Origin of the sequence: Pyxidicoccus sp. MSG2 (assembly GCF_026626705.1) — a bacterium.
Classification (GTDB): Bacteria; Myxococcota; Myxococcia; order Myxococcales; family Myxococcaceae; genus Myxococcus.
This window is the reverse complement of record NZ_JAPNKC010000001.1, coordinates 7,444,513-7,469,577: the sequence shown is the minus strand read 5'-3', so window position 1 is coordinate 7,469,577 and position 25,065 is coordinate 7,444,513. Positions and strand designations below refer to the sequence as shown.

Annotated in this window: 24 protein-coding genes and 1 pseudogene; 10 read left to right on the top strand and 15 right to left on the bottom strand. The window is 68.9% G+C overall.

Annotated features, from left to right (window positions below; all coding sequences use genetic code 11):
* Nucleotides 1-41: 41 nt before the first annotated feature.
* Nucleotides 42-1,079, top strand: a complete 1,038-nt coding sequence (locus OV427_RS29415; RefSeq protein ID WP_267859514.1) for a 6-phosphofructokinase — start codon at nucleotides 42-44, stop codon at nucleotides 1,077-1,079.
* Nucleotides 1,080-1,172: 93 nt separating this feature from the next.
* Nucleotides 1,173-2,816, top strand: coding sequence for a long-chain fatty acid--CoA ligase (locus OV427_RS29410; protein WP_267859513.1), 1,644 nt, complete (start codon nucleotides 1,173-1,175; stop codon nucleotides 2,814-2,816).
* A 6-nt stretch (nucleotides 2,817-2,822) separates the two neighbouring features.
* On the opposite strand, the gene OV427_RS29405 is transcribed toward OV427_RS29410, so the two are convergent.
* From OV427_RS29405 to OV427_RS29395, 3 genes are all read right to left on the bottom strand, one after another.
* Complete coding sequence (locus OV427_RS29405; protein WP_267859512.1) at nucleotides 2,823-3,284, bottom strand: hypothetical protein; 462 nt, start codon at nucleotides 3,282-3,284, stop codon at nucleotides 2,823-2,825.
* Nucleotides 3,281-3,583, bottom strand: coding sequence for a hypothetical protein (locus OV427_RS29400; RefSeq protein ID WP_267859511.1), 303 nt, complete (start codon nucleotides 3,581-3,583; stop codon nucleotides 3,281-3,283). The genes OV427_RS29405 and OV427_RS29400 overlap by 4 nt, the downstream gene beginning before the upstream one ends.
* Nucleotides 3,584-3,946: 363 nt before the next feature.
* Entirely contained in the window at nucleotides 3,947-4,807 is an 861-nt protein-coding gene (locus tag OV427_RS29395; RefSeq protein WP_267859510.1) for a haloalkane dehalogenase, read from the bottom strand.
* 151 nt (nucleotides 4,808-4,958) lie between these two features.
* Here OV427_RS29395 and OV427_RS29390 point away from each other — a divergent pair, with 151 nt between their 5' ends.
* Entirely contained in the window at nucleotides 4,959-5,870 is a 912-nt protein-coding gene (locus OV427_RS29390; RefSeq protein WP_267859509.1) for a LysR family transcriptional regulator, read from the top strand.
* 77 nt (nucleotides 5,871-5,947) lie between these two features.
* Here OV427_RS29390 and OV427_RS29385 read toward each other — a convergent pair whose 3' ends face one another.
* On the bottom strand, nucleotides 5,948-6,928 hold the full coding sequence (locus tag OV427_RS29385) for an alpha/beta fold hydrolase (protein WP_267859508.1): 981 nt from the start codon (nucleotides 6,926-6,928) through the stop codon (nucleotides 5,948-5,950).
* A gap of 147 nt (nucleotides 6,929-7,075) precedes the next feature.
* On the opposite strand from OV427_RS29385, the gene OV427_RS29380 reads away from it, so the two are divergent.
* Nucleotides 7,076-7,948: an AraC family transcriptional regulator gene (locus tag OV427_RS29380; RefSeq protein ID WP_267859507.1), complete on the top strand. Its 873-nt coding sequence runs from the start codon at nucleotides 7,076-7,078 to the stop codon at nucleotides 7,946-7,948.
* Between the two features lie 92 nt (nucleotides 7,949-8,040).
* Here OV427_RS29380 and OV427_RS29375 read toward each other — a convergent pair whose 3' ends face one another.
* The 4 genes and pseudogenes from OV427_RS29375 to OV427_RS29360 all read right to left on the bottom strand — a co-directional run bounded on the left by OV427_RS29375 (nucleotide 8,041) and on the right by OV427_RS29360 (nucleotide 10,278).
* On the bottom strand, nucleotides 8,041-8,391 hold the full coding sequence (locus tag OV427_RS29375; RefSeq protein WP_267859506.1) for a hypothetical protein: 351 nt from the start codon (nucleotides 8,389-8,391) through the stop codon (nucleotides 8,041-8,043).
* Nucleotides 8,392-8,701: 310 nt separating this feature from the next.
* Nucleotides 8,702-9,475 carry a hypothetical protein gene (locus OV427_RS29370; RefSeq protein WP_267859505.1) on the bottom strand — a complete coding sequence of 258 codons (774 nt, stop codon included), beginning with the start codon at nucleotides 9,473-9,475 and terminating at the stop codon, nucleotides 8,702-8,704.
* Nucleotides 9,476-9,588: 113 nt separating this feature from the next.
* Nucleotides 9,589-9,990, bottom strand: a pseudogene (locus OV427_RS29365) (IS66 family transposase); the annotation flags it as partial.
* Between the two features lie 69 nt (nucleotides 9,991-10,059).
* On the bottom strand, nucleotides 10,060-10,278 hold the full coding sequence (locus OV427_RS29360) for a hypothetical protein (protein ID WP_267859504.1): 219 nt from the start codon (nucleotides 10,276-10,278) through the stop codon (nucleotides 10,060-10,062).
* A 358-nt stretch (nucleotides 10,279-10,636) separates the two neighbouring features.
* Here OV427_RS29360 and OV427_RS29355 point away from each other — a divergent pair, with 358 nt between their 5' ends.
* Genes OV427_RS29355 through OV427_RS29340 form a run of 4 tightly spaced genes read left to right on the top strand, consistent with a single transcriptional unit; the run spans nucleotide 10,637 to nucleotide 14,887 of the window.
* Nucleotides 10,637-11,338, top strand: coding sequence for a hypothetical protein (locus OV427_RS29355; protein ID WP_267859503.1), 702 nt, complete (start codon nucleotides 10,637-10,639; stop codon nucleotides 11,336-11,338).
* A gap of 5 nt (nucleotides 11,339-11,343) precedes the next feature.
* Complete coding sequence (locus OV427_RS29350) at nucleotides 11,344-12,492, top strand: hypothetical protein (RefSeq protein WP_267859502.1); 1,149 nt, start codon at nucleotides 11,344-11,346, stop codon at nucleotides 12,490-12,492.
* Nucleotides 12,477-13,604 carry a hypothetical protein gene (locus OV427_RS29345; protein ID WP_267859501.1) on the top strand — a complete coding sequence of 376 codons (1,128 nt, stop codon included), beginning with the start codon at nucleotides 12,477-12,479 and terminating at the stop codon, nucleotides 13,602-13,604. The genes OV427_RS29350 and OV427_RS29345 overlap by 16 nt, the downstream gene beginning before the upstream one ends.
* Nucleotides 13,605-13,618: 14 nt before the next feature.
* Complete coding sequence (locus OV427_RS29340) at nucleotides 13,619-14,887, top strand: hypothetical protein (RefSeq protein ID WP_267859500.1); 1,269 nt, start codon at nucleotides 13,619-13,621, stop codon at nucleotides 14,885-14,887.
* Nucleotides 14,888-15,106: 219 nt separating this feature from the next.
* On the opposite strand, the gene OV427_RS29335 is transcribed toward OV427_RS29340, so the two are convergent.
* The 4 genes from OV427_RS29335 to OV427_RS29320 all read right to left on the bottom strand — a co-directional run bounded on the left by OV427_RS29335 (nucleotide 15,107) and on the right by OV427_RS29320 (nucleotide 20,201).
* Nucleotides 15,107-15,685, bottom strand: a complete 579-nt coding sequence (locus OV427_RS29335; RefSeq protein ID WP_267859499.1) for a GNAT family N-acetyltransferase — start codon at nucleotides 15,683-15,685, stop codon at nucleotides 15,107-15,109.
* Nucleotides 15,686-15,757: 72 nt separating this feature from the next.
* Nucleotides 15,758-16,636 (bottom strand): bestrophin family protein, encoded by an 879-nt coding sequence (locus OV427_RS29330; protein WP_267859498.1) that lies wholly within the window; start codon nucleotides 16,634-16,636, stop codon nucleotides 15,758-15,760.
* A 97-nt stretch (nucleotides 16,637-16,733) separates the two neighbouring features.
* The gene (locus OV427_RS29325) at nucleotides 16,734-18,893 is read right to left on the bottom strand and encodes a hypothetical protein (protein ID WP_267859497.1); all 2,160 of its coding nucleotides are present in this window, start codon (nucleotides 18,891-18,893) and stop codon (nucleotides 16,734-16,736) included.
* 333 nt (nucleotides 18,894-19,226) lie between these two features.
* A complete protein-coding gene (locus OV427_RS29320; protein WP_267859496.1) occupies nucleotides 19,227-20,201 on the bottom strand; it encodes an alpha/beta hydrolase in 975 nt (324 codons plus the stop codon).
* Nucleotides 20,202-20,271: 70 nt separating this feature from the next.
* Between OV427_RS29320 and OV427_RS29315 the strand changes: the two genes are divergently transcribed.
* The gene (locus OV427_RS29315) at nucleotides 20,272-20,805 is read left to right on the top strand and encodes an FHA domain-containing protein (protein WP_267859495.1); all 534 of its coding nucleotides are present in this window, start codon (nucleotides 20,272-20,274) and stop codon (nucleotides 20,803-20,805) included.
* 191 nt (nucleotides 20,806-20,996) lie between these two features.
* Nucleotides 20,997-22,187 carry a metallophosphoesterase gene (locus OV427_RS29310; protein WP_267859494.1) on the top strand — a complete coding sequence of 397 codons (1,191 nt, stop codon included), beginning with the start codon at nucleotides 20,997-20,999 and terminating at the stop codon, nucleotides 22,185-22,187.
* Between the two features lie 213 nt (nucleotides 22,188-22,400).
* On the opposite strand, the gene OV427_RS29305 is transcribed toward OV427_RS29310, so the two are convergent.
* The 3 genes from OV427_RS29305 to OV427_RS29295 are packed head-to-tail and all read right to left on the bottom strand — an operon-like array spanning nucleotide 22,401 to nucleotide 25,053.
* On the bottom strand, nucleotides 22,401-23,036 hold the full coding sequence (locus OV427_RS29305) for a class II aldolase/adducin family protein (RefSeq protein WP_267863496.1): 636 nt from the start codon (nucleotides 23,034-23,036) through the stop codon (nucleotides 22,401-22,403).
* Nucleotides 23,037-23,065: 29 nt separating this feature from the next.
* Nucleotides 23,066-24,172 (bottom strand): S-methyl-5-thioribose-1-phosphate isomerase, encoded by a 1,107-nt coding sequence (gene mtnA, locus OV427_RS29300; protein ID WP_267859493.1) that lies wholly within the window; start codon nucleotides 24,170-24,172, stop codon nucleotides 23,066-23,068.
* The gene (locus tag OV427_RS29295) at nucleotides 24,169-25,053 is read right to left on the bottom strand and encodes an S-methyl-5'-thioadenosine phosphorylase (protein ID WP_267859492.1); all 885 of its coding nucleotides are present in this window, start codon (nucleotides 25,051-25,053) and stop codon (nucleotides 24,169-24,171) included. Before OV427_RS29295 ends, mtnA begins: the two co-directional genes overlap by 4 nt.
* Nucleotides 25,054-25,065: the final 12 nt, after the last annotated feature.

Below are 25,065 nucleotides of genomic sequence, written 5' to 3'. Positions count from 1 at the left end.
AGGGGTTCCGTCCGGCGCCGGGCGAGATAGAACATTCCCATATGAAAGTCGCTGTCCTCACTGGTGGGGGTGACTGCCCCGGTCTCAACGCCGTCATCCGCGCCGTCGTCCGCCGCGCCGCCGAGCACGGCTTCGAGATGATGGGCCTCCGGGATGGCTGGAAGGGGTTGCTGGAGGACAACCACTTCCGCCTCACGCGTGAAACCACGTCGGGCATCCTCCACCGCGGCGGCACCATCCTCGGCACCTCGCGCGTCAACCCGTTCAAGGTGGAGAACGGGCTGGAGCGCGTGAAGCGCGCCGTCGAGCGCAACGGCATCCACGCCATCATCGCCATCGGCGGCGAGGGCACGCTGTCCGCCGCCACGCGCATGTCGCAGGAAGGCCTGCGCATCGTCGGCGTGCCCAAGACCATCGACAACGACATCAACGCCACCGACTTCACCTTCGGCTTCGACACCGCGGTGCAGATTGCGACGGAGGCCATCGACCGGCTGCACTCCACCGCCGAGTCCCACAAGCGCGTCATCGTCTGCGAGGTCATGGGACGGCACGTGGGGTGGATTGCGACGTACGCGGGAATCGCCGGCGGCGCGGACGTCATCCTGGTGCCGGAAGTCCCCGCGGATTTGACGAAGGTGGCCGAGCACATCCAGCGCCGCCACGCGGGCGGGCGCACGTTCTCCATCGTCGTGGTGGCGGAGGGCACGCGCATCAAGACGTCCCAGGACCAGAGCGAGCACCTCGTCACCACGGGCGCCCTGGACGAGGCGGGCCGGCCGCGCCTGGGCGGTGTGGGCAACATCGTCGGGGCGGAAATCGAGCGGCGCACCGGCTTCGAGACGCGCGTGTCGGTGCTGGGCCACATCCAGCGCGGCGGCGCGCCCACCCCGCATGACCGCGTGCTGGCCACCCGCTACGGCGTCCACGCCTGCGACATGGTGGCCCGCGGCGAGTTCGGGAAGATGGCCGCGCTCAAGGGCAACGACATCATCACCGTGGACCTGGCGGACGCCACCCGCGAGCTGAAGAAGGTGCCCAAGGAGTTCTTCGAAGTGGCCCAGGTGTTCTTCGGCTGACGCAACGCGGTATCGCCCGGAGGCCCTGAAACGAGGGCCCGGGGTTCCGGTAGCATCGGCACCCTCACCCCTCACGGACAAGGGATGGTGCCAATGCTCGCCGGACGGATGATGGACTTCCCGCTCACGCTGACCCACTTCCTGGAGCGCGCGCGCACGTACTATCCGCGCTCGGAAGTCATCAGCCGCAATCCCGACAAGTCGCTGCACCGCTACACCTTCGCGGACTTCTACAAGCGCACGTGCAAGCTGGCGAACGCACTGACGCGCCTGGGCGTGAAGGCGGGCGACAGGGTGGCCACGCTGAGCTGGAACCACTACCGGCACCTGGAGACGTACTACGCCGTGCCGGCCATGGGCGCGGTGGTGCACACGCTCAACCTGAGATTGCACCCGAACGACTTGGGCTACATCGCGCGGCACGCGGAGGACTCGGTGCTGGTGGTGGACCGCTCGCTCCTGCCGCTGTTCGACAAGTTCTCCGCGCAGGTGCCGAGCTTCCGCCACATCATCGTGGTGCCGGACGCCGGGCCCGCGCCGGAGGGGAAGCTGGACTACGAGCAGCTCCTCGCGGCGGAGTCGGAAACGTTCGACTTCCCGAAGCTGGAGGAGGGCACGGCGGCGATGCTCTGCTACACGTCGGGCACGACGGGCAACCCGAAGGGCGTGCTGTACAGCCACCGCTCCATCGTCCTGCACACCATGGCGTCGTGTCTCCCGGATGCGACGGGGATGCGCGAGGCGGACCGGGTGATGCCGGTGGTGCCCATGTTCCACGCGGCCGCGTGGGGGCTCGCGTTCGACGCCATCTTCACCGGGGCGACGCTGGTGTTCCCCGGGCCGCACCTGGACCCGCAGTCGCTGCTGGACTTGATGAACGAGACGAAAGTCACGATTGCCGGCGGCGTGCCCACCATCTGGCTGGGAATCCTCGCGCTGCTGGATGCGACGCCGAAGCAGTGGGATTTGAGCACGGTGCGCTCGATGTTGATTGGCGGCTCGGCGGCGCCGCCGTCGCTGATTGACGGCTTCAAGCAGCGGCACGGGCTCGAAGTCGTCCACGCGTGGGGCATGACGGAGCTGAGCCCCGTGGGCACCATGGCGAAGCTGAAGGGCGACTTGCGGGACGCGGCGCAGGAGGCGCAGCTGGCGGCGCGGGCCTCGCAGGGCTTCGCGCTGCCCTTCGTGGAGACACGGGTGGTGGCGGACGACGGCAAGCACCTGCCGTGGGACGGACGGACGATGGGCGAGCTGGAGGTGCGCGGGCCGTGGGTGGCGGGCTCGTACTTCGGCGACGAGGGGAAGGACCGCTGGACGGCGGACGGGTGGTTCAAGACGGGGGACGTGGTCACCATCGACAAGGATGGCTATGTCCGCATCTGCGACCGGGCGAAGGAGGTCATCAAGTCCGGCGGCGAGTGGATTTCCTCGGTGGCGCTGGAGAACGCGCTGATGGCGCACCCGGCGGTGCTGGAGGCGGCCGTGTTCGCCGGCAAGCACGCGAAGTGGGACGAGCGGCCCCTGGCGGCGGTGGTGTTGAAGCCGGGACAGACGGCGACGAAGCAAGAGCTGGCCGCGGTCCTGGAGAAGCAGTTCGCGAAGTTCTGGATGCCGGATGACTACCTGTTCATCCCGCAGATTCCTCGCAACTCGACGGGCAAGTTCCTCAAGTCGAAGCTGCGCGAGGAGTTCGGCGACTACCTGCTGAAGAACACGGGCGTGAGCTCGGCAGGGTAGGCGCGCTCAACCGTCCGACGAGTCGATGAGCCGGATCTTCCGGCTCACGCACACATCCTCGAAGTCATCCCTGTTGAAGGTGATGAGGGCATGCAGGCGATGCTTCGGGTTGAGCAGCATCAGCCTCATGACCCTGTCGACCAGGCTCAAGGCGCGGTAGCTACTTCCGCGCCGTCTCAACTCGTCGAAGCACTCACCCAGCGCCTGTTCGCGCATCTTCCTGTCGAACAGCATCAACAGACGGTTCTGCCGCCGAAGGCGCGTCAGGTCGCGTTCGAGGAACTCCATCGACTCGCGTCGCCGTGTCATACGGGTCGAGACCGTCTCGTACAGGATGGGCCAGGGAACGACGAGCTGGTGGGACGCCGAGTCGAAGAGTTGCTGAAAGAGCTCTGTCGCGACCTCGTGGTGTCCGTCCTTCTTGTCATACAGCGCGAGCATGAAGCAGGCATCCACGCAGACGTTCATGCGTCGTCCTGCTCCTCGTCCGCGACCTCGGCATAGCCAACCCACGGGGCCGGCCTTCTGCTGCCGAAGAGCCACTTGCCACTCCACTTTCCATCCTTGCCGGCGCCCACCAGATAGGCGCGCCCCTTCTTGCCCACGATGGACTTGAGCGCTCTCTTGATTTGCTCGGGCGTCAGGTCCGCGGTGAAGGTCGCGACGCCGTCTCCACACTCCCTGGCGTCGTGTTTGGCCAACCACCTGTAGAGGTCGTCGTAGTTACCGCGCAGTCCCAGGTCATACGAGAGCCAGTACCTGGCCATGCTGCCTCCTTTACCGGCCCCGGGCACACCGTGTCGGCCATCCGAACGAGCAGGAGCAACGTCCCACTCAGGTCGTGGACCGTCAACACGGTGCTGCCCTCCATTCATGGCCGTCCGTGAAATGGACGAGTGTGCAGGTCCGGAGCGTCTCTTTCGGGGTGGTTGCATGGAGTCTCACTATCGAGATGGTCGCAGCCGTTTTGAGGTGCTGGACCTCACTCCGTGCAATGCACGCACCAGGTGGCCGTGAGCACTCCCCCGAGAACTCGATTTTCATGACCTTCCGCGCCCACTGCCGCCCGAGCAGCGCGTACAGGAGATCGTCACTCCAGGCACCCTTGAAGACAGTGACGCGCCGGTCGCTCACAGCGCCTTGCGGTCGAGCCAGCTCCGGATGGCCTGAGCAATCTCATCCGGCGCGTCCTCGGGCGCATGGTGCCCCGCACGGCCGAGCGGGACGACTTCGAGCGCCGTGAGCGTGCTGCGCGCCCACTCGACAATCTTCGGCGCGCTGAGCCCGGTGTCCCCGAACGTCAGCAGGAGCGCCGGCTTCCCTGACGGGCGCGCGAGCCACGCGTCGTAGCGCTCGATGACCGCCGCGACGTCGGCGGGCTCGCCGTCGATGGGAATCTCACGAGGCCACTGCAGCACCGGGCGGCGCGACGCCGCATCTGGGTACGGGGCGTAATACACGCCGCGGTCACGCTCCGAGAGCCCGTGCTGGACGCCGTTCGCGAACGACTTCGCGAGGAACTCGTTCTGCTCGAGCACCAGCTTCTCGCCGACTCCCGGAGTGCGCAGCGCGCGGAACAGTTGCTCGCCCTGCGGAGGCCAATCGCTCCAGTGCATCGGCCGGAGGAAGGTCTCGAAGACGACTACGCCGCGCACGCGGTTCGGGTGCCGCCGCGCCCAATCCAGGGCGAGCACACCGCCCCAGTCGTACCCGACGAGCACGACGTCGCGCAGGTCGAGCGCCTCGAACCACGCATCGAGGTACCGCGCATGGTCCGCGAATCGATACGCGATGTCGGGCTTGCCCGAGCTCCCCATCCCGATGAGGTCGGGCGCGAGGCATCGGCCGCGGTCGGCAAGCTGCGGGATGACGTTGCGCCACACGTGCGAGGACGTGGGGTTGCCGTGCAGGAACACGATGGGCGAGCCCGTCCCGGCCTCGCGGTACGAGATGAACGAGTCGAGGACCTGGATGTGCTGAGCCGTGGCCATGGGAGTGCTCCGGGGACGAAGAGGAGTGGATGGGTGGCACGCGACGAGCGCGCCCGCGATGAGGCAGCCGAGCAATCTGTGCATGCCCGAAATATGGGCCCCGGGACTCCTCCCTGGTAGTGATGATTCGTGAGCGTTAAGCTCACCAACCGTGAGCATTTCGATTGCGTCCCTCGACCTCAACCTCCTCCTGATGCTCCACACCGTCCTCTCCGAGCGCAGCGTGGCGCGCGCGGCGGAGCGACTCCACGTCACGCCGTCCGCCATCAGCAACGGCCTCGCCCGCCTCCGCTCCGCGCTCGGAGACCCGCTGGTGACGCGCAACGGCCGTGGCATCGTCCCCACGCCGCGCGCGAGTGCGCTCGCGCCAGCCATCGCGCGCGCCCTGCACGAACTGGAGGTCGCGATCCACGAGGCCCCGTTCGACCCGACGCGCTGCACGCGCACCTTCACCCTCGCCGTCGCGGATGCGGGTCAGCTCACCTGGGTGCCACGGATTGCCGCCTTGATGACCGCGGAGATGCCGAGCGCGCGCCTCTCCGTCGTCGGTATCGCCTCGCTCGTCTCGCTCGGCGACCTGGCCTCGTCCCACATCGATCTGCACATCGGTCTCGCCGGAAAGGGCGCGGGCCTGCACATCGAGCCGCTGCGGGTCGAGCGCACCCTCCTCGTGGCTCGCGAAGGCCATCCCGCGCTTGGCAAGCGCCTGTCCGCGCGCGCCCTCGGTGAGCTCCGGCACGTCGGCGTGGAGATGGTGCCGGGCAAGGGCTTCCGTGACCTCGTCGGTGCCGCGTACGCGCGCGCGAGCATCCGCCGAGAGGTCGCGATGACAGTGCCCTCGTTCACGACCGCCGCCGCGGTCGTGGCCGAGACCGACCTCGTCGCGACGCTGCCGGAGTCACTCGTCGCAGCACAGGGCGCGCGCCTGGGCGTGCGCCCCGTCAACGCGCCGCTACCCGCGCACGTCGTCAAGCTCTCCCTGTGCTGGCACGAGCGCACCCACGCCGACCCCGCGGCGCAGTGGTTTCGCGGGCTCGTCCGGCGCGCAGTCCTGGAAGAGTGACAGGCTCGAACACCGGCTCCTCCGGCGAGCCTGGCGCGACGAAATGGAGTCAAGCCGCGCCCGTGGCCCCACTCCCCTCAGACCACACGCCACAAGCGCCGCGCCTCCTCGGCGATGACGTCGGGGAACTCCTCTGGAAAGAACAGCTTCCCTCCGGGCACGAAGCGGACGCCTTGGGACCGCGGGAACGTGCGGTCGAGGTAGCTGGCGTCCGCTGTCGAGAAGATGTCGTCGTCCGCACCCCACACGATTCGCACCGGAACCTTGCTGCGCTTGAGCTCTGGTTCGATGCCAGCCAGCGGGTTGGGCTCCAGCGCGAGGTGGAACGCGTGGTACTGCGCCCTGCGCAACGGTGAGCTCGCGAGCGGCCTGGCGTAGTACTCGATGGTCTCGTCAGCGAAGCGGCTGGGGTCGCGAAAGACGGCCGCGCCGAACGTGGAGCGCGCCAGCGCCTTGTCGGTCAGCCACTGGGCGGTTGCATCCGCGAGTGTTCCGGCGCGCGCCATCTCTATCACCGGCATCACCTTGGGCGGAGGGCTGTTGGGCTCGGTGTCGCAGTTCGTCAGGAGCAGCGTCCGGACACGCTCGGGATGACGGACCATGAACAACTGCGCGACCGTGCCGCCGCTATCGCTTGCCACGATATCGACCTTGGAAATCGCGAGCGCGTCGAGCAACGCCACCAGCATCGCGGCCTGGGCGTCCGCCGCCAGCGACTGGTGCTCGGGAACCTGCGAGTACCCGAGGCCCATGAAGTCGGGTGCGACGCATCGCCGGTATGCGGACAGCCGGTCCATCGCGCCGCGCCACTGAAAGCCGTTGAGTGGAGCGCCGTGCAGGAACAGCGCGGCCTCGCCCGAGCCGCGCTCGACATAGGCAATCCTGCCGAACGGGAGGTCGGCGAAACGCCGCGCCGCGCGAAAGGCCTCTGCGTCTGTCGGTTGTGACGGGGCCGGGCCCACCGCGCCACGGCCGGTGTCCACGCGCGACACGCACGCGCTGACGACACCGGCGGCGAACGTGGCACCGGTCAACATCAGGAACTGTCTACGTCTCATTGCGAGTCTCCAGGCGACGAGTGCTGCTGCCTGCGAGAATGCTTCCACCGCAGCCGCCGCCGCGCGCGCACAGACGGCCGGTGCCGAGCACAGACGGATGACTCTCGGCGCTTGCACCAGGCCGGGGCCGGAGAGAAGGTTGAGGCGATGAGCGACAGACCCTCGTGCTACCCGGGCCCTCCGGCCGCGCTGATGTCGAGCGTCGGGACGGAGCGCCTGCCGCTCCTCGACGTCCTCACCTCTCCGGTGCCATCTGGACTGTTCAACTCGCCGCTGGATGACCGTCATGTCCTCTGCCTGCACCTGGGAGACCCCGTCCCCGTCTCCTACCGCGTGGGCAACCACGAGCGGCAGGGGATGCGACTCCACGGTCAGTTCTGCGTCGTGCCCGCGCGCTCGAGCACTCGCTGGACGGTGTCGAGGCCCGCGCGCTCGCTGCTGCTGCGGCTGACGCCCTCGCTCCTGCTGGACACGGCGGAGGCCATGGGCCTGGGCTCGGGAGGTACCGAGCTCGCGCCTTCGATTCACATCCGCGACCCCCAGGTCGAACGCATCGGCTGGATGATGCAGGCCGAAGACCATGACGGCTATCCGGGGGGCCGGCTGTTCGCGGACAGTCTCGCCACCGCGCTCGCCGCGCGCCTCTTCGCGCTGCAATCGCGCAAGGACACCACGACCTCCAAGCCAGGTCGCGCGCTGCCGGCCTGGCGGCTGCGCCGTGTGCTCGAGTACATCGAGGCGCACCTCGATGAAGACCTCACGCTCGCCGAGCTCGCACGCGTGGCGGAATTCAGCCTGTCGCACTTCAAACCCCTGTTCAGGCAGGCCATGGGGATGCCGGTGCATCGCTTCGTCCTCGAGCGGCGCGTGGAGCGCGCGCGGCTGCGGCTGCTCGAAGGAGGAAGGAGCCTGACGGAAATCGCGCTGGAGGCAGGCTTCTCGCACCCGAGTCACATGGCCCGCTGCATGCGTCGCGTGTTGGGGCTGAGCCCCTCGCAAATCGCGGGTTCGTCTCGGTGAGTGGTGCAGCAGGCGTCTGACGACCGAACCCCGAGCCCGGCCCCAGCGGATGCCGGGGCCGGGCTCCTCCCGCGCGAGCTCAGCGGTGACAGCTACCCGCAGATGTCGTCAATCAGCGACAGGCAGGCGCTGACGAACTGCTGGAGCGTGCACTGGCCGTTCTGGGTGCAGACGGCATCTCCGGTGCCCGGCTCGGAACACCACTGGAGCGTCACCCAGCAACCCTGGGCGTTGACGGTCCGCTCTCCGTCGATGGCCTGGGCGCTCGCCAGATTCTCGCCCGTGGCGTCCCGAATCGTCACGAGGCTGCCGTCCGCGCGGGTGGCGACATAGCGGGGCCCCTGCGTGGCCTCCGCATCCGCCGGCTGCGCATCCTCTGGACCGCAACCCGCGAGCAGCCCCAGCGCCAGCCCCGCCGCCACGACCAACGATAGCGTCTTCATGTTGTTCTCCTGGGTGATGGAGCCCACCGGCCGGACTCCGCCGCCCATGTGCCGCCTTTCGCGGCCCCTTCGCTATCGTGGAGAACCGTCTCGTGGATTGCGGCTATGCGGTTGTGTGGTCAGTTGTTACAGCATCTCAGTATCGGTGCGGCCACGCGAGCCCGGCACCGCCAGACGTGGAACCTTCCGAGATATGCGGATCAGCCACGGTGAAGTACGCGACAGTCTGGTTCGGCGCCGCGACTGGTCCCGTCCGGCGCTCCACTCCGAATCCGGCCCCGCGTTTCCCCGGCCACCTGACGCGACGAGCTCAGTCCCGGTGACGAGGGCCGGCCGGCCTCCGCGCGCCGGGGAGGTCGGTGAGCAACTGCTCGACCAACGCCGTTACGGCCCGAGGGTCGTCGCCGCCGAGCCGCAGCGTCAGCAACTCGTAGTTGTCGTTCACCCGGGCATACACGCTGAGCGGCCCCGCCTGGAGACAGGCCACGCGGCCCGATAGCGGCAGGACAGGTGCGAACCCGGCGCGTTGCAGCAGCACCAGGGCCCGCTGCAACGCGGCACGGCCTCCGCCTGCCTGTAGCGTGCCGCCGCCCACGGAGACCACTTCGCGTCTGGCGAGGCGGCGCAGCGCGAAGTGGTTGAACACGCTGGCGGTGATGCGTTCGCCGAAGGTTTCGTGGGTCTCGACCGGCGTCTGCAATTCGAGTGACACGCCCTGTTCCAGCATCACGAGCGGCGCGTCATCGCCATCACTGCGCTGCAGGTCGAGGCAGTGGTCATACAACACCACCATCGATGGGTCGGTTTCGATGGCCACCGGGAAGAAGCGACCGGCCGGCGCAGCGTCTTCGTCGTCGAGTCGCTCGGAGATGGCGGCGAAGCAGTGGTCCTGCATGGAGCCAAATGGGGCATAGCCATTGCTGTTGACACCCATGCGCCGCAAAAACTCCACATAGGAGACAGGCAGCGTGACGCCGCGGCCGGCAGCCAGGGCTGCGACGGCGGCGGCCGGCACCCCCTCCACGCGGGACAGGAAGGCCGGGTCGCGCTGCCGGATGAACTCGATGACAAGGGGCCAATCCATCAGCGGGTTCTTTAGTTCTTTGACCGGGTGAAGTGTGGTGGGCAGTAACGGAACTTCGCTGGGGCCTTTGGCATGGTGAAGAGCCAGCGGAGTAACCGTTCACCGGCCCCCCAGGCGGCGTTCGCAACTTGAATCACCGCGGCAGTCGGCAGCAGCGAGGGGGATGGAGGGCGATGCTGATGCGCGTGCAGGGGGTTCGTCAGGAAGTCCAGGACGCAGCGCCGTTGCAACTCGAGCGTGGTGACGGCCGTGAGGATTCGCTCCACGAAGCGGCTGCCCTCGGGGCCTTGCGTCCCGAAGGAAGTCTTGCGGTACATGACGGCGTGACGCAGGCACCTCTCGCCGAAGTTGTTCGTCGGCTCCAGGCCCGGCACGTCGACAAACGTCCGCAGGCACTTCTCCCGCCTGAGAATCTCGCAGGCCATGCCGACCGTCTTCTTCTCCGCGCGCACCACGGCCCGGCGCAACAGGCAGCCCAGCTCTCGCTCCACCTCGGGCATCCTTCGCTCGAAGTCCTCAGTGGCTGCGCATCGCCGAGGAGTTCGAAGCGAGCGAGCAGACGCAGCGGGAGTTCATCAGCCCGCTCACGTCAGGGCTCGCGACCACCGCCGCGCACAGCTCCCGTTCGTCCTCAAGCAGTCCGGCACGGCGTTCACCGGACGGACACAGACGGACAGCACCAGCTTCGCGAAAACGGGGGCCGTCTTCGCGTACTCCGCCAGGAACGAGCGCCATGCGCCCTCTCCGAAGTCCGCGACCACGGACTCATGCCGCGCGAGGAACACCGTGCTCCTGATCTCCATGGTGTCTTCGCCTCCAGGAGGGTGATGAGCGCGGGCGGGGAGGGCGCTGTTCGCCCTCGTGGCCTCCCCGAGCAGGGCGAATTGTTTCTCGCGGAGGTATCACGTGCGAGGGCAGGCTCCCGGCGTGGAGACCCGCTCGCCAAGCGGGTCGTTCCCAGGGCGAGGCGGTCTCCGCCCTTCGTCCGTGCTGGCACCTGATGGGCTGCTCTCTTCACATGGGTGTATGAAGCCGCACACCTGTCGCTCCTCCCTGTGAGCACTGGTCCTGACGCATGAAGAGGGCCACCTGTGAAGCATGAGGACGCGCCGGTTCAAGTGCCTTCCCAGCATGCAAGTGCTCCCATTACTGACTGCCTTGATGGCGCAGGCGCCGGCACGCGCCGACCCGCCGTGCGCACCCGGCCTGCGCCCCATTGAGGGCCAGCTCGGATATCAGCCCCGCGGCGGGGACCTGTGCGAGGGGATCTACGAAGCACCGACCAGCGCGGCCTTCGAGGTCCTCTCCTTCGCCCGTGTCCCGGAGCCGGACTCCGACCTGGCTGGGAGCATCGGGGTCCTGCTCCCGTTGATTCCCGAAGGGCCCGGTAGCGACGTGCGCATCCAGGTCCGGGCGCTGCGCGAGAAGACCTACTACCAACTCGATGCCCATGGCAGGTCCGCGACCACCGTGTCCTGGTCCACCGGCACGGTGCTGGACAAGAAGGGCCTGTCGATGACGGATCTCGGCTATCTCGGCTGGGTGAGCGGCGAGGGGGAGAACGTCTTCGTGCCCCTGACCGTGTTCCAGCAAGTGCCCACGGTGCGCGCCCAGGACGCTCCGCTCACCCTGGTCGTCCGCTCACCCCTCCGCTTCGAGTGGGTGAAGTGGCGAATCCACTCTCCAATGACTCGAGGAACGGCCGAGGCGGGCTGGCGCGAGCTCGACGGAACCTTCCCGCCAGGAGAGCCTCTCGAGCTCATCATCCCACCAGGGCTCCAAGGCGTCATGACCGTGGATGTCCATGGGCAGCCGGCGGACCGGGATATCCCGGAGCGCATCACTCTGCACGTCCGGCTTTGAGCGCCATGAAGGGTTCGGCTCGCGCCAGGCTGCAGAAGCGCTTCAAGGCCCTGCTCGAGAGCATGGTGGAGGAGGCCACCTCGGGGGACCCACGGGAGCTGGAGGCCCGGCACAAGCGACTGGAAATCTACCGGGAGCTGCTGGAGCAGCTCCCGGTGCCCTGGTATCGGCGGCTGCTCCTTCCCCTGGTCATCGCCATGCTCAGCATCGTGGGCGCGGGCTTCGCGTGGACGATTCGGAAGACCCCGACCCGCATCGTCTTGACGAGCGAGGTGTCGGGCGTGCGGATGGACTTGAAGGCGCCCTTGAAGGATGCGCTCCCCGAGAGAGGTCGTGCCACCGGCCAGCTGCTGTCTGTCTCCGGGAGCGAGGCACTCCGGGCGGAAACAGGCCTGCCCCTGGCGGGCGCCTCCTCCGCGGGTACGCTTCACTTGTGCCAGGGCCAGTTCATCCTGGAGGGGCTCCAGGTGGTGCCCGCCGCGCCGGATGCGGACGCGGGTGACGGACGACCAGCGGTCTCGAGCGTCGAGGTCCAGCTGCATCAGGCGGGGCTCCCGAGGTGGTTCATCTGGCGCTCGACCCTGACCCTCGGCTTGGGCCTGTGGGGGCCGGTCCTGTTGTCCCGAGAGCGCTGCAAGGAGAACGCGAGTGCAGGCGGTGTCGAGGTCATCGACAAGCCGCTGGCCGAGTCCCTCGAGCTCGCCGCCACGGGTAGCCCCCGGAACCCCACCCAGCTGGACTTCTCCCTGGACGCCGGCTCGGAGCTCGTCTTCAGGGACCTGGAGGTGAAAGGTCTGGCGTTCGTTCGAGAGGTTCCCGGGGAGCCGGGGACCCACACCGTCGTGTCCACGGTGCGGCGCGCGGAGCTCTTCCTGGCGGACTCGGGACAAACGGTGGTGCTCCCGGAAGGGGCGCGGCTGCGGCTGCTGGAGTTCAACGGGCGCGTGAGCGAGCTGCGGATTGGCGGCACGATGCTGCTCCGCGCGGAAGGCCGGGCCTCGGGAGTCTGGGTAGGGCCCGAGGACTTCGCCCAGGAGCTGACCCCGACGTACCTCGAGTATTTCTACAACGCCAGACAGCGCGAGCTCCTCTGGGGCGCGGCGGCCTTCGTATGGGGGGTTCTATGGAGCGTGAAGCGATGGCTCGGTGGCTGAGGCGCGCGAGCGGCCCGCTGGGCTTGGCGCTGTGCTGTGTGATGGCGGCACCCGGGGCGGCACAGGAGGCAAGCCCACGGGGCAGCGTCGATTTCCAGGCGGACTATCTGGTGGAGGTGGAGGCCGTGATGACGGATGGCACGACCCGGAAGGGCCAGGCGCTTGCGTGTGCGAGCCATCGTGGAGGCGTGCTGCTCGTCAGCGCGAACAGCCTGCTGCGCTCCGAGTTACCGGAGGTCGAGGTGAGCTCGCTCCGCGTCGCGCGGGCCGGCTTCATGGAACCCGTGCCCGCGAGCCTGCTGGAGTTCCGCGACCACGACCGGAACCTGGGCCTCCTGTTCGTGGAGGGCAGCCTGGGAGGGGAGCCGCCCACTCATGGGTGCGAGCAACTGGTCGAGGCCGGAGCGCGCGCGACGGTATTTCGCCGGAGCTCCCGGACCGGCGAGCTGGAGACAATCCCAGGCATGTTCATCCGTCCGTTCGAGAAGGGCCGTGCACAGCTCCGCATGGCGTTCCGCCCCACCGAGGCCGGAGAGCTCCTGGGCGCGCCCGTGCTCCTGGGCGACGTCATCGCCGGGCTCGTCGTGGGCCTCCCCGCGGAGGGGGAGGCCCCCGTCCTCCAGGTGGCCTCGATTGAAGGCCTGATGCTGCTCCTGGCGAAGCACGGAATCTCCCCCGCGATGATGCCGCAGGCAGGCTGTCTCTGGGATCGGCTCGCGCCCCAGCCCGAGAGCAGGAGGCTGCGCTCCCTCATCGCCGAGCAGTTCGTGCCGGGGCGGAGCTGGAGCGAGATACATCGCGCGTTCGCGCCCTCGGATGCGGAGCTGCTCTGGCTTTTCGGGCCGGAAGCCTTCCAGGCCATCAAGGCCGTGCTGTACGAGAAGGTCGCCGAAGTCGGGGAGGGACGGTACGAAGGGCCTTCGCTAGGTAGGATGGATGTCCTGACCTGGTGCTTTTCGCTCAACGAGCTCGCGGGCGACCCGGAGTCTCCGTATCACTTCGAGAAGAGCCGGGAGGCGGTGGCCTGCGAGGTCACCGTGCTTCCCGATGACAACACCCTTGCGTTGTTCGTACTGGTGAACGGGAGGTGGATATGGCTGCCGACCGATTGAGGTGCTTCATCCTGTTGGTCGCCGCGCTGGTGCCAACCTCCCAGGCCCGGGCGGACGAAGAAGGGCCTCCCGTGCGGCATTGGTGGGAGTTCGTCGTGGAGATCGACGCACAGCATCGCGACGGCGGAGCCGAGCACGGTCATGGCCTGATTGTGGGCCAGCTCAGCGGGGAGGGCTGTGATTCGGAACAGCCTCGCTCGGGCCCAGCGGCGATCCGCCTTGCGTGCATCGAGAAGGGATTGCTCGTCGTCACGGCCAACCACCTCGTGCGGCGGCCGGATGGGCAGCCCGCTGCCCGCATCCAGGTGCGCTCCCAGTGGGATGTCGGCGGTCCGAGAATGGCCCTGCCGCTCGGGCTGTTCGATGCCGGGGATGATACCGCGATGGTCGTGGTGCCGGTCGGCGAGGCCCCGGCGTCCTACTCCGTGGCGGTGGGGTGTACGGACATGCTCAGGCCAGCGTCCCGGATGATGCTGGGCCTGCCCCGCGCGCTCTTCGAGCCCCTCTGGGGAAGCTGGGTGCGGAGTGATGAGGCCGGAAGGCTCCTGTTCCAGGGGCTGGGGACCATCCGCGGGGGCTCCGGAGCCCCCATCATCGACTACGTGAATACCGTCATTGGAATCAGCACCGCGAGCGAGGGGAAGGACGGCGTCTCCAAGGGGATTCCATTTGATCGAATCCAGGACACCCTGATGAAGGGGGAGGGGAACACGGAGGTCAGCCTGACCTGGAACGTCATGCCAACCTGTGGGTGTGCCGCCCAGCGGCTCATGACGAAGAGCCAGGCGGAGGTCCGTGCCGAGGACCTGATGTGCACGGAGCCTGGCCTCTGGGCGGCGGTGCAGGCCGAGCTTCTCACGCTTGGGATGGATCCTCAGAGGCAGTTCGCGCGCCGGTTCGCCGCGACAGAGGAGGACTTCCGTGCCGTCTTCGTCGAGAAGGTGCCCGGAAGCCTCTGGGCGAATTACCAGGAGGGTCTGGCCAATCTGGAGCCCTCGCCCACTGAATCCGGGCCCATGGCTCGCGAGGGGCTCGCCCTGGCGCGTTCGATGATGAAAGTCCCTTCACTCCCGCGCTGCGGTCTGATCCCCATGCGTTTCGCGAAAGCCAGACTCCATGACCTACAGGAACTCTTCATCAGCCGTGTCGAACTCCTGGGCCTGAAGCAGGACCTCTGGTTCTGTGAGCTGGACCTGGAGTCGGCCGGCGAGCGGGATTCCTTGCTGTTCCTGGCGCTCAACGGCAGGTGGGTCCACATTCCAGAGAACCCAGAGTACCAGTAGCTCGGCACAGGGAGTTTGTTGCGCATCCGCTCCCAGCGGGCCACCTCCCGCCTCAGGATGGCCTTGTTGGCGATTCGCCTGTCCGGGCATTGGCGGTTCAGCATGCCGATTTCAATCTCCACCATGTTCAACCCACTGGCGTGCTTGGGGCTGTGCGTGGAGCGGTTGTCGAGCACTACTCGGATGGTCTCTGCCTCCAGATCATCCGCGTCCGTTCAACTACTTCGAGGACGCGATTCTTGAGGTCTGCCACACCCACTCCCGTCCGAGCAGCGCGTACAGGAACTCATCCCCCCAGGCGCCCTTGAAGAAGATGTTCTCGATGAAGTGCCCCTCGCGGCGCATCCCCACGCGCTCCAGCACGGTGGCGGCGGCGGTGTTCTTCGCGTCCGTCACGGCGATGACCCGGTGCAGGTTCAACGCGCCGAACACGTAGCCCAGCAGCGCCTTCACCGCCTCCGTGCCCAGTCCCCGCCCCTGGTGCTCCCGGGCCAGCGTGAAGCCAATCTCGCCCAGGCGAGCGTCGTACTCGTCCGTCCGCAGCGCGCAGTCGCCAATCAGCGCGTCCGTGTCCTTCAGGGCAATCGCGAACTGGAACCAGCCGGGCTCACCGGGTTGGCGTCCCTGCATCGACTCGATGAGCTTCCGTCCCCGCTCGGCGTCGTAGTCGCTCCAGCTCTGGTACCGCGCCACCTCGGAATCGCTCCGGTAGGCCACCAGCGCGTCCAGGTCCTCCGCGCGCAGCCGCCTCAACACGAGCCTCGGACTCTCCACCCTGTCGAACTCCGGTGCCGCCATGTGGTCATCCCTCCTCGGCGACGCGGACGCGGTGCAACTCCGACTTCCTGACACCGGAGGACAGGTGAAGCCTCAGAGGATTTCCTCGACGTGCCGGCGGATGTTGGCGCTGATGCGGTCGGTGGGCAGGTCGTTGGCATCCGTGCCGAACGGGTTCTCGATTTCCTCCGCGATGAGCTCCAGCGACGCGAGGACGTAGAACGTGAAGGCCACCGCGAGGATGACGTAATAGCCCAGGCTGAAGGCCAGGCCGAACGGCAGCGTCATCACGTAGAAGAAGATGAACTTCTTCAGGAACACCGAGTACGAGAACGGAACCGGAGTGCTGAGGATGCGCTCACACGCGCCACAGACATCCGTGAACGACTGGAGCTCCGCGTTCACCGACAGCAATTGCTCCCCCGTCAGCACGCCCTGCCGCTGCAGCGCGTAGGTCTTCTGGACGAGCACGGAAGCCAGTTGGTTCGGCACGTGCTTCGCCGGGTCCACCTGGTGGAGCTCGAAGCCGCCTGCCGCCACCAGCTCCTCCGGACGGTGCTTTCCCTGGAGGTGGTTCTTCAGGGCGAAGGCGTAGTTGGGAATCATCGCCCGGAACAACCGCCGGCTCTCCACGTCCTCCGCGGGCAGGAGGGCGTGCAGCTTCAGGGCGAAGTTCCGGCTGCTGTTCACCAGCGAGCCCCACAGCTTCCGTCCCTCCCACCACCGGTCGTACGCACTGTTGGAGCGGAAGGCGAGGAGCAGCGAGAGGACGAACCCCAGCAGGCTGTGCAGCACTGAGATGTTCTTCACGCGGCTGTCGTCCGGCAGCTTCCAGACCGCCTGCTCCAGCCACGCCACCAGCGCCGAGTACACGCTGATGGCGATGAGCATCGGGAACAGCTTCCGGACGGTGTCCGCCTGGTGGAACCGGAAGATGAAGGTGAACCAGTCCTTGGGGTTGTAATCAATCATGGCTGTGCGGGTCCTGCGTATAGCAAGGACCCGCGAGCCCGGGTGACGCCGCGCGCCCGTGACATCCGGCACGCGACGTCAGCCCCCTACCCCGCCCTCAGTTCCCGCCCCGGCAGATGCCGGAGCACGTGACTTCCACCTGCCCGTCCGGCCGCAGGAAGCGGTTCACCTGCTCGCGGCCTTCATCGTCCCGGCGGACGCCCTCGTGCACGGCGTTGTCCTGCGCCGGGAGGTTTGCCTCCGTCCCCGGCAGCGGCGCGGGCAGCCCGAAGTCGAACTGCACCAGCCCGGAGCCATCAATCGCCCCCTCCTGCGCGGCCAGCAGCGGCACGCGCCACGTCGCCGGGAGCTGTTGTGTCAGCCCCATCGCCCGCGCGTGCAGCTCCGTCGCCACGTTGGGCACGGACGCGTCTCCCAGGCCGTACTGCGCCAGCACCCGGCGCGACGCCGGTGCTCCCGGGTACAGGTCCGTCAGGACATGCCGCGCGTAGGTCATCGGGTCGATGCGGTCGAAGCCCGTCTGCGTCAGCGCCGCGAACTTCTGCTGGTCCAGCGCGTCCGGCACCGTCTGGGCGATGCTGTTGAGGAACGGGCTGAAGGGCCTCGCCCGGAACATCATCAGCGAGAAGTCCGCCCCGCCCACGCTCAGCACCGCTCGCGAGACGTGCGGCGAGAGCGCCACGTAGGTGCCTCCCAGGATGTGCCCCTGGCTGATGCCGTAGAAGTACGTCTGCTCCGGGTCATATACGAGCACGCCCTTGTCCTGCAGCTCCGGCACTTCCTTGAGCGTGGTGCGCGCCGCGTAGGTGACGGCGAGTTGATTCGCCATGCCCTGGTGCACGCGGTCGGTGAAGCGCAGCGTCTGGGTGGGATTGCTGCCCATTGCCTGCAGCACGCCCGGGGCGTCCACGTTGGACATGCCCCACCAGTCCACCGTCATCACCACCGTCTGCGTCGCCTGGATGAACGGCCGCACGAACAAGCCATCCGCCTCGGCCTGGCTCCCGAAGAAGCCGTGTCCGTACTGGATGAAGCGCACCGGCGCCACGCCCTGCCCCCAGACACTCCGGGGAATCTGCAGCGTGAAGGGCACGGCCGCCTCACCGTTGCGCCGCACGCGGCCCTGCGTGTCCCGCGTCAGCAGCGCTCCCGGCTGGGTGCTCTCCAGGAAGAGGGGTACGAGAATCGTGCCCTTGATGCGGCGGGCGACGTTCGCGTCCACGTCATCCTTCACCTCCGTCACCGTGACGGCGGGTGGAGTGGCCGCCAGCGCCTCCATCGCCAGGCTCCGCACGTCGAGCATGTCCCGGGTGACGTTCTCCTCCGACTCGGTGGTGAAGTCCCACGCGAGCTGCAATTCCGCGCGCGGCACTCCCGCGGCCGCCAGTGCCGGGAAGACGTCCTCTTCGTACCGCGCCGCAATCGGCGCCAGGAGCGGGTCGCCCGCTGTCTGCCCGTCTCGGATGCGGCGGAAGCCCTCGGGCACGGGCACCGGGGTGCCGTCCTTCGCCTTCAGCCCGCGCAGCGCGACGATGTAGCGGGCCCCATTGCGCAGCCGGGCCAGCGGCCTCACGAACAGCGCGCGGCGGGCGTCGCTCGAAGCGCGCGGGTCCAGCTCCGCGAAGTGGAGCACGCCCTCGCCCCGCTCCGCGTCGAGCAGCACCGTGCTCCCCGTGGTCGCCGCCGTCGGGCTCGCCAGCGCTGGGAGGTTCGTGGCATCCACGCCGCCCGGGAAGAGCGCGAGCACCTGCGTGCCATGAGACCAGCCATCCGCCGGGTGGAGGTCCGTGAAGTCGAACGAGCCACCATCCGGCATCTTCAGCTTCGCCGCCTCGGTGAGGCGCACGCGGTGGCCCGAGGGCAGCGTCGCGTCCTCCGCGAGGAAGTAGTCCGAGGGGAACGGCAGGAGGCAGTCATGCTCCGCCGCAATCGGGTTGCAGCCCTGCGTCACCTCCAGCGGCGGCAACTGCGTACCCGCGTCGCCACCCGCGTCCGGAGTGCCCGAGTCCTCCCCGGACGAGCCTGCATCGTCGCCCGCATCGGCGGTACCCGAGTCTTCCCCGGACGTGCCCGCATCATCACCCGCGTCAACCGTGCCCGAGTCCTCCCCGGACGTACCCGCGTCGTGGCCCGCGTCCCGCACCTGGGGCCCCGCGTCCTGCTGGGGCACCTCTTCCGGGTCGTCCGAGCACGCGGGCACCACCAGCAGCATCGTCACCAGCGCCAGCGCGCTGTACTTCCGCCTCTGCTCACTCATGTTGTCGCTCGCTCCTGTGTCGGCATGGCGGCGGGCGCTCCTGAAGCCTCCCCCCGGACACAGGACCTCGTGACACCCACCCGGCCCCTGGGGCCTCGCGACGCTCCGACTGGCCCCGGTTCACCCCGCGCACGGCTCGGGCTCACACTTCGGAGTCACTCGCGTGACACGGATGTAACCGAACGCGCCCGGAGAGGGGAAGCACCTGCACGGGCTCGCGCTCGCGACGCGTCGCGCCACACGGTGACAGCCGCCACCCGTTCTCCCACGAACGGGCCCACTGGCTTCCCGGTGGCCGGGAGCAGCGGAGCAGCACTCAGGCGAGGGCCACCCCTACCGTGGATGCGCGGCCCGCTCGCGCAGGAAGTCGGACATGGCCTGGCGGAGCTGCGACACGCCGGGCTCCTCCACCGGAAAGTGGCCGGCGTTCTCCAGCATCACCCGCCGCTTCGGCACGCGCAGGCGGTCGAAGAACGGCTGGGACGCGGAGACGGGCGTCCACCGGTCCGCGGCCGGGTGGGTCAGCAACACGGGGCACATGTCGAAGGACTCCGGCGGAACCAGGGGCTCGGACTCGAGGAACGTGCGCAGGAACCGCCCGGGCATCCACGTCCCTCCCGCCAGCGAATCCCTCGCGATGGCGCGTGACAGCTCGGCGGAGTTGGTGATGGCGAGCATGTTGCCTGCCAGCCCCATGGGCACCGGCAGCGGGTCCGTGAGGAAGGGCAGCGCCGTCAGCATCGGTCCCGCGAGCCCCGCCATCCAGGGCCAGCGCACCATGCGGCGGCGCACCACCGGGTCGCGGGGCGCGAGGAAGCACGTCGCCACCAGTCCGGCGGGGAGGCGCGTGCGAGCCGTCACGTCGTACGCGAGCATGCCGCCCATGCTCGCGCCGAACATGACGAGCGGGCGCCGCGAGCGGCCAGCCTCCGTCTCCACCACGGCGGCCAGGGTGTCCCGCCAGTCGTCGTAGACGAGCGCGCGCTTGTGCTCCACCCGCGTCAGCCCATAGCCCGGCAGGTCCGGCGCGACGACTTCGTACCCGAGCCCGGCGAGCATCGCCCCGAAGGGCGAGAGCAGCCGGCCGTTGCCTCCACCGCCGTGCACCAGCACCACCGTGGCAGGTGCATCCGGCCTGCGCCAGCAGTCCAGGTGGACACGGAAGGCGCCCACGTCGAGCCACTCCTCCTCCGGCATGGGGGCCTGGGCTCCGCCGAGCCGGAGGGCCGGAGGCAGTAGCGCCTGGATGTGGCGCCAGCCCGTCTCATGGGTCGCATACGTCGGCAGGGGCGTGGGAGTCCGGGACATGACGACTTCCTTACGGCCCGGCCACCATGAGGGGCAAGAACCGCGGGCTCCGGGGTAACGTCACCCCACCATGCCGTCCGTGAAGCAACTTCGCCCGTTCGCCCTGGCAACGCTGGAGGCCTTTCTCGAGGCCTCCGGCCCGGTGGTCCTCGTCCAGCAGCCCCCCGAGCCCGTCTTCCAGCAGGTGGCGATGCGCCTGGGCGAGGCCCGCACCGTGGGCATGGCCCACCGCAGCCGGTTGGTGGACCGGCTCTTCGTCATGCTGCGCGGCTTCGACGCCCTGGAGGTGCACTTCCTCCGGCCCGACGCCGACGGCCAGTCCTTCACCGTGGGCCGCGTCGAGGGCTGCACGCTCGTGGTGCCGGACCCGTCCGTGTCCAAGCACCACGCGACGCTGCGCTGGCACACGGAGGCCCATGACTGCTCCGTCCGCGACGCGGGCTCCATGAATGGCACCTGGGTCAACGCCCAGGCCCTGGGGCCGGAGCAGGAGCGCATGCTCAACGACGGCGACGCGCTGTCCTTCGGCGACGCGCAGTTCCTCTACCTCCGCACGGAGACACTGCACGCACACCTGCGCATGGCCTCGCCCGGTCGCGGGTGACGACTGGGGAATGCGCCCCTCGCGTCGCGTGTAGGGCAGGCCCTCGGCCGGGCGGGGGCCCGGTCCTCCGACCGGCCAATTCCGCTTTCCGCCCGTTCGCGGCTCCAGGGGTCCCACTCACTGCATTCGTACGGCACCGGCCCTCCCGCCCCGCTATGAGTGCTCCCTCCAACCGCAAGGGAGCGTCGTAGATGGTCAGGCTGCTGCTTTTCCTCGGGGTCAACGTGGCCGCCTGGGCCGTCCTGCGCTCGCTCTGGCCCGGACTGCTGCGGAGGTGGCGGCTGGGCCTCTTCGTCGCGGGGACGCTCCTGTCACTCACCATCCTGGCCTTCCCGATGCTGGCGGGACACCAGGCAGAGCTGCCCGTGGGAAATGCCCTCTTCCGCGTCCTCGCGGCGGGGTGGACGCTCACCGCCATCATGGTGGTCCTGTTCGGCACACCCGTCGCACTGGTGCGTGCGTGGGCGGAGCGCCGGAGCGCCAGACGCGCCGCCTCTCCGAGCGCCCCCGCGCAGGGGGTGAACCTGAGCCGCCGCAGCCTGCTGACGAACGTGGGCCGCGCGGTGCCGGTGCTGGCGGCGACGACGAGCTCGGCGGGGCTCGCCAGCGGCGTGTCCGGCTTCACGGTGCGCCCGGTGGAGGTGCGGCTGCCCGGCCTGCCCAAGGCGCTGGACGGCTTCCGCATCGGACAGATTACCGACGTCCATGTGGGCACCTTCATCGACACCGAGTACCTGCACGCCGCGGTGCAGGCGATGAACGACGCGCAGGTGGACCTCCAGGTGATGACGGGCGACCTCATCGACGACCTGGACCAGCTCGACGGCACCATGGCCGCGCTGTCCGCGTGCAAGGCCCGCCACGGCATGCTGGCCGTGCTCGGCAACCACGAGCACTGGCGCGGGCTGGGCCCCATCCGCCGCGCCTATGCGGACCTGGAGGCACGTGGCGGCCCGGTGCGCCTGCTGGTGGACGCGTCCCACCGCTTCGAACACGAGGGCCAGCGCGTGCGCGTGGTGGGCGTGGACTACCCCATGTCCGGCCGCAGCCACCGCGTGAAGGCCGAGCGGATGCAGCAGTCCGCGGAGCAGTCCTTCCGCGACGCCTCGCCGGAGGAGGTGCTGCTGTGCCTCTCGCACCACCCGGACTTCTTCCCGCACGCGGCGGAGCGTGGCGCACGGCTCACGCTGGCCGGGCACACGCACGGAGGACAGGTGGCCTTCCTCGGCGTGCCGGCCTTCTGGTTCGCCTTCAAGTACATGCTCGGCCGCTACCGGCAGGGCGACCACCAGCTCTACGTGTCCGGCGGCACGGGACACTGGATGCCCTTCCGCCTGGGCGTGCCCACCGAGGTGACGATTCTCACCCTGCGAGCGGCCTGACTCGCGGCGCGAGAAGACGCCGCACCGTGCCTCCTTCCGGGCGGCCGGCTCAGGTGGAATGAACGTTCCTTCCCCGTCCCCTTCCGGGCGGCCGGCTCGTGGAATGAACCTTCCTTCCATGTCCCCCTCCGGGCGGCCGGCTCGTGGAATGAACCTTCCTTCCACGTCCGCCGGCTGTCGGCCGCGGGGCCCGGGCAGACCCTTCCGTGAGCCCTATCGCGGCTCGCCGCCGCCGGGGCCGGGCTGCTGCCCGTACGTCTTGAACTTGTCGATGACGCGCTCCATCTCCGCGCCATCGAGGAGCACGGGCTCGCCCACCTGGAGCGCGCGCCAGTACATGGCCGCGAGCGTCTCCACCTCCACTGCCAGCTTGAAGGCGCCCGCCAGGTCCTTCCCCAGCGCGAGCATGCCGTGGTTGGCCAGCAGGCACGCCTTGCGCCCCTCCAGCGCATCCAGCGCGCTCTTCGCCAACTCCGGAGTGCCGAAGGTGGCGTAGGGCGCGCAGCGCACGTCCGAGCCCCCCGCCGCCGAAATCATGTAGTGGAAGGCGGGGATGCCCCGGCGCAGGCACGCCAGCGTGGTGCTGAACATGGAGTGCGCGTGCAGAATCGCCCCCGCCTCCGGCCGCGCGGCCAGGATGTCCCGGTGGAGCTGCCACTCCGAGGACGGCCGGCGCCGCCCCTCGTGGCTCCCGTCGAAGCGCATGAGGACCAGGTCCTCCGGCACCAGCGCGTCGTACTCCATGCCGGTGGGGGTCAGCAGGAAGCCGCCCTCCACCCGGACGCTCAGGTTGCCGGAGGTCCCCTGGTTGAGCCCCGCCGTGTTCATCCTCCGGGCGGTGGCAATCATCGCCTCGCGCAGCGCCCGGTGCTCCACGCTCACGCCGCCTTCCCCCGCCGCTCCGGGAAGAGGGACAAGAGGCCCTCCTCGGTGGCCGGACACACGCCGCGCTCCGTGACGAGCGCCGTCACCAGCCGCGCGGGCGTCACGTCGAAGGCGTAGTTGGCCGCGGGACTTCCATCGGGCGTAATCCGCACCGTGGCGATTTCCCCCGAGCGCAGGCGCCCGGTGACGTCGCTGAGCTCCGTGCCCTCGCGCTGCTCAATCGGGATTTCCTTCACCCCGTCCTTCAGCGTCCAGTCGATGGTGGGCGACGGCAGTGCCACGTAGAAGGGCACGCCGTTGTCCTTCGCGGCCAGCGCCTTGAGGTACGTGCCAATCTTGTTCGCCACGTCACCGTGCGAGGTGGTGCGGTCCGTGCCGACGATGCACAGGTCCACCTCGCCGTGCTGCATGAGGTGGCCGCCCACGTTGTCGGCGATGACGGTGTGCGGGACGCCGTGCTGTCCCAGCTCCCACGCTGTCAGCACCGCGCCCTGGTTGCGCGGGCGCGTCTCGTCCACCCAGACGTGGATGGGCAGGCCCGCGTCGTGCGCCAGGTACATGGGCGCCAGCGCCGTGCCCCAGTCCACCGTGGCCAGCCAGCCCGCGTTGCAGTGGGTGAGGACGTTGAGCCGCCCCTTGCGGCCCTTCTTCTCCCACGCCGCCTCGAAGAGCTTCAGCGCGTGCTCGCCGATGGAGCGGTTGATGGCCACGTCCTCGTCGCAGATTTCGCCAGCGCGGCGCAGGGCGGCGGCCACGCGCTGGCCCGGAGGCAGCGGGGCCAGGGCGCGGCGCATCTCATCCAGCGCCCAGTGCAGGTTGACGGCGGTGGGCCGCGTGCCGCGCAGCACCGTGAGGGCCTTCTCCAGCGCCCCGTCGGACGCGTCCGCGCGCAGGGCCAGCCACACGCCATAGGCCGCGGTGGCGCCGATGAGCGGAGCACCCCGCACCAGCATGCTGCGGATGGCGTGCGCCGCCTCGTCGAGCGTGGACAGCCGCACCGTGACGAAGGCGTGCGGCAGGCGCGTCTGGTCGATGACGCCGGCGGCGGTGCCGTCGGGCTCGACCCAGATGGAGCGCATCGGCTTGCCGTGGACCTTCACTTGCGCAGCACCCGGCCGGCCACGGCGGACAGCTTCTCCAGCAGCGCCGGGTCTCTCGCTTCCGGCGAGGTGATGAGCGCGTGGTCCAGCGCGGTCTGGCAGCCCTTGTTGCACGGGCCCGTGTGCGTGCCGAGCAGCGGCACCACGTTCTTCACCAGCCCGCGCGCCTTGCCGGCGTTGCCCAAGAGATGCGCGATGACCTGGTCCACGGTGACGGCGTCATGGTCCGGGTGCCAGCAGTCGAAGTCGGTGACCATGGCCACCGTCGCGTAGCAGATCTCCGCCTCACGGGCGAGCTTGGCCTCCGGCATGTTGGTCATGCCGATGACGTCGCAGCCCCAGCCGCGGTACATGCGGCTCTCCGCGAGCGAGGAGAACTGCGGCCCCTCCATGACGAGGTACGTGCCGCCGCGCTTCACGTTGACGCCCAGGCCCTCGCACGCGGCCACCAGCGCGTCACCCAGGCGCCCGCACACCGGCTTCGCCATGGACACGTGGGCCACCATGCCGGTGGTGAAGAAGGACTTCTCGCGCGCAAAGGTGCGGTCGATGAACTGGTCCGTCACCACGAAGGTGCCGGGGGGCAGGTCCTCGCGCAGGCTGCCCACGGCGGACAGCGAGAGCAAATCGGTGACGCCGCTGCGCTTGAGCGCGTCGATGTTCGCCCGGTAGTTGATTTCGCTGGGCGACACGCGGTGGCCCCGGCCGTGGCGCGGGAGGAAGACGACGCGGACCCCGTCGAGCGTGCCGAAGCACAGCTCGTCCGAGGGCTCGCCGAAGGGCGACGACACCTTCTTCCAGGTGACGTCCTTCAGACCGTCAATCTGGTACAGGCCGCTGCCGCCGAGGATGCCGATGACGGGCGTGGTGGGGGTGGACATGGTGGGGACTCC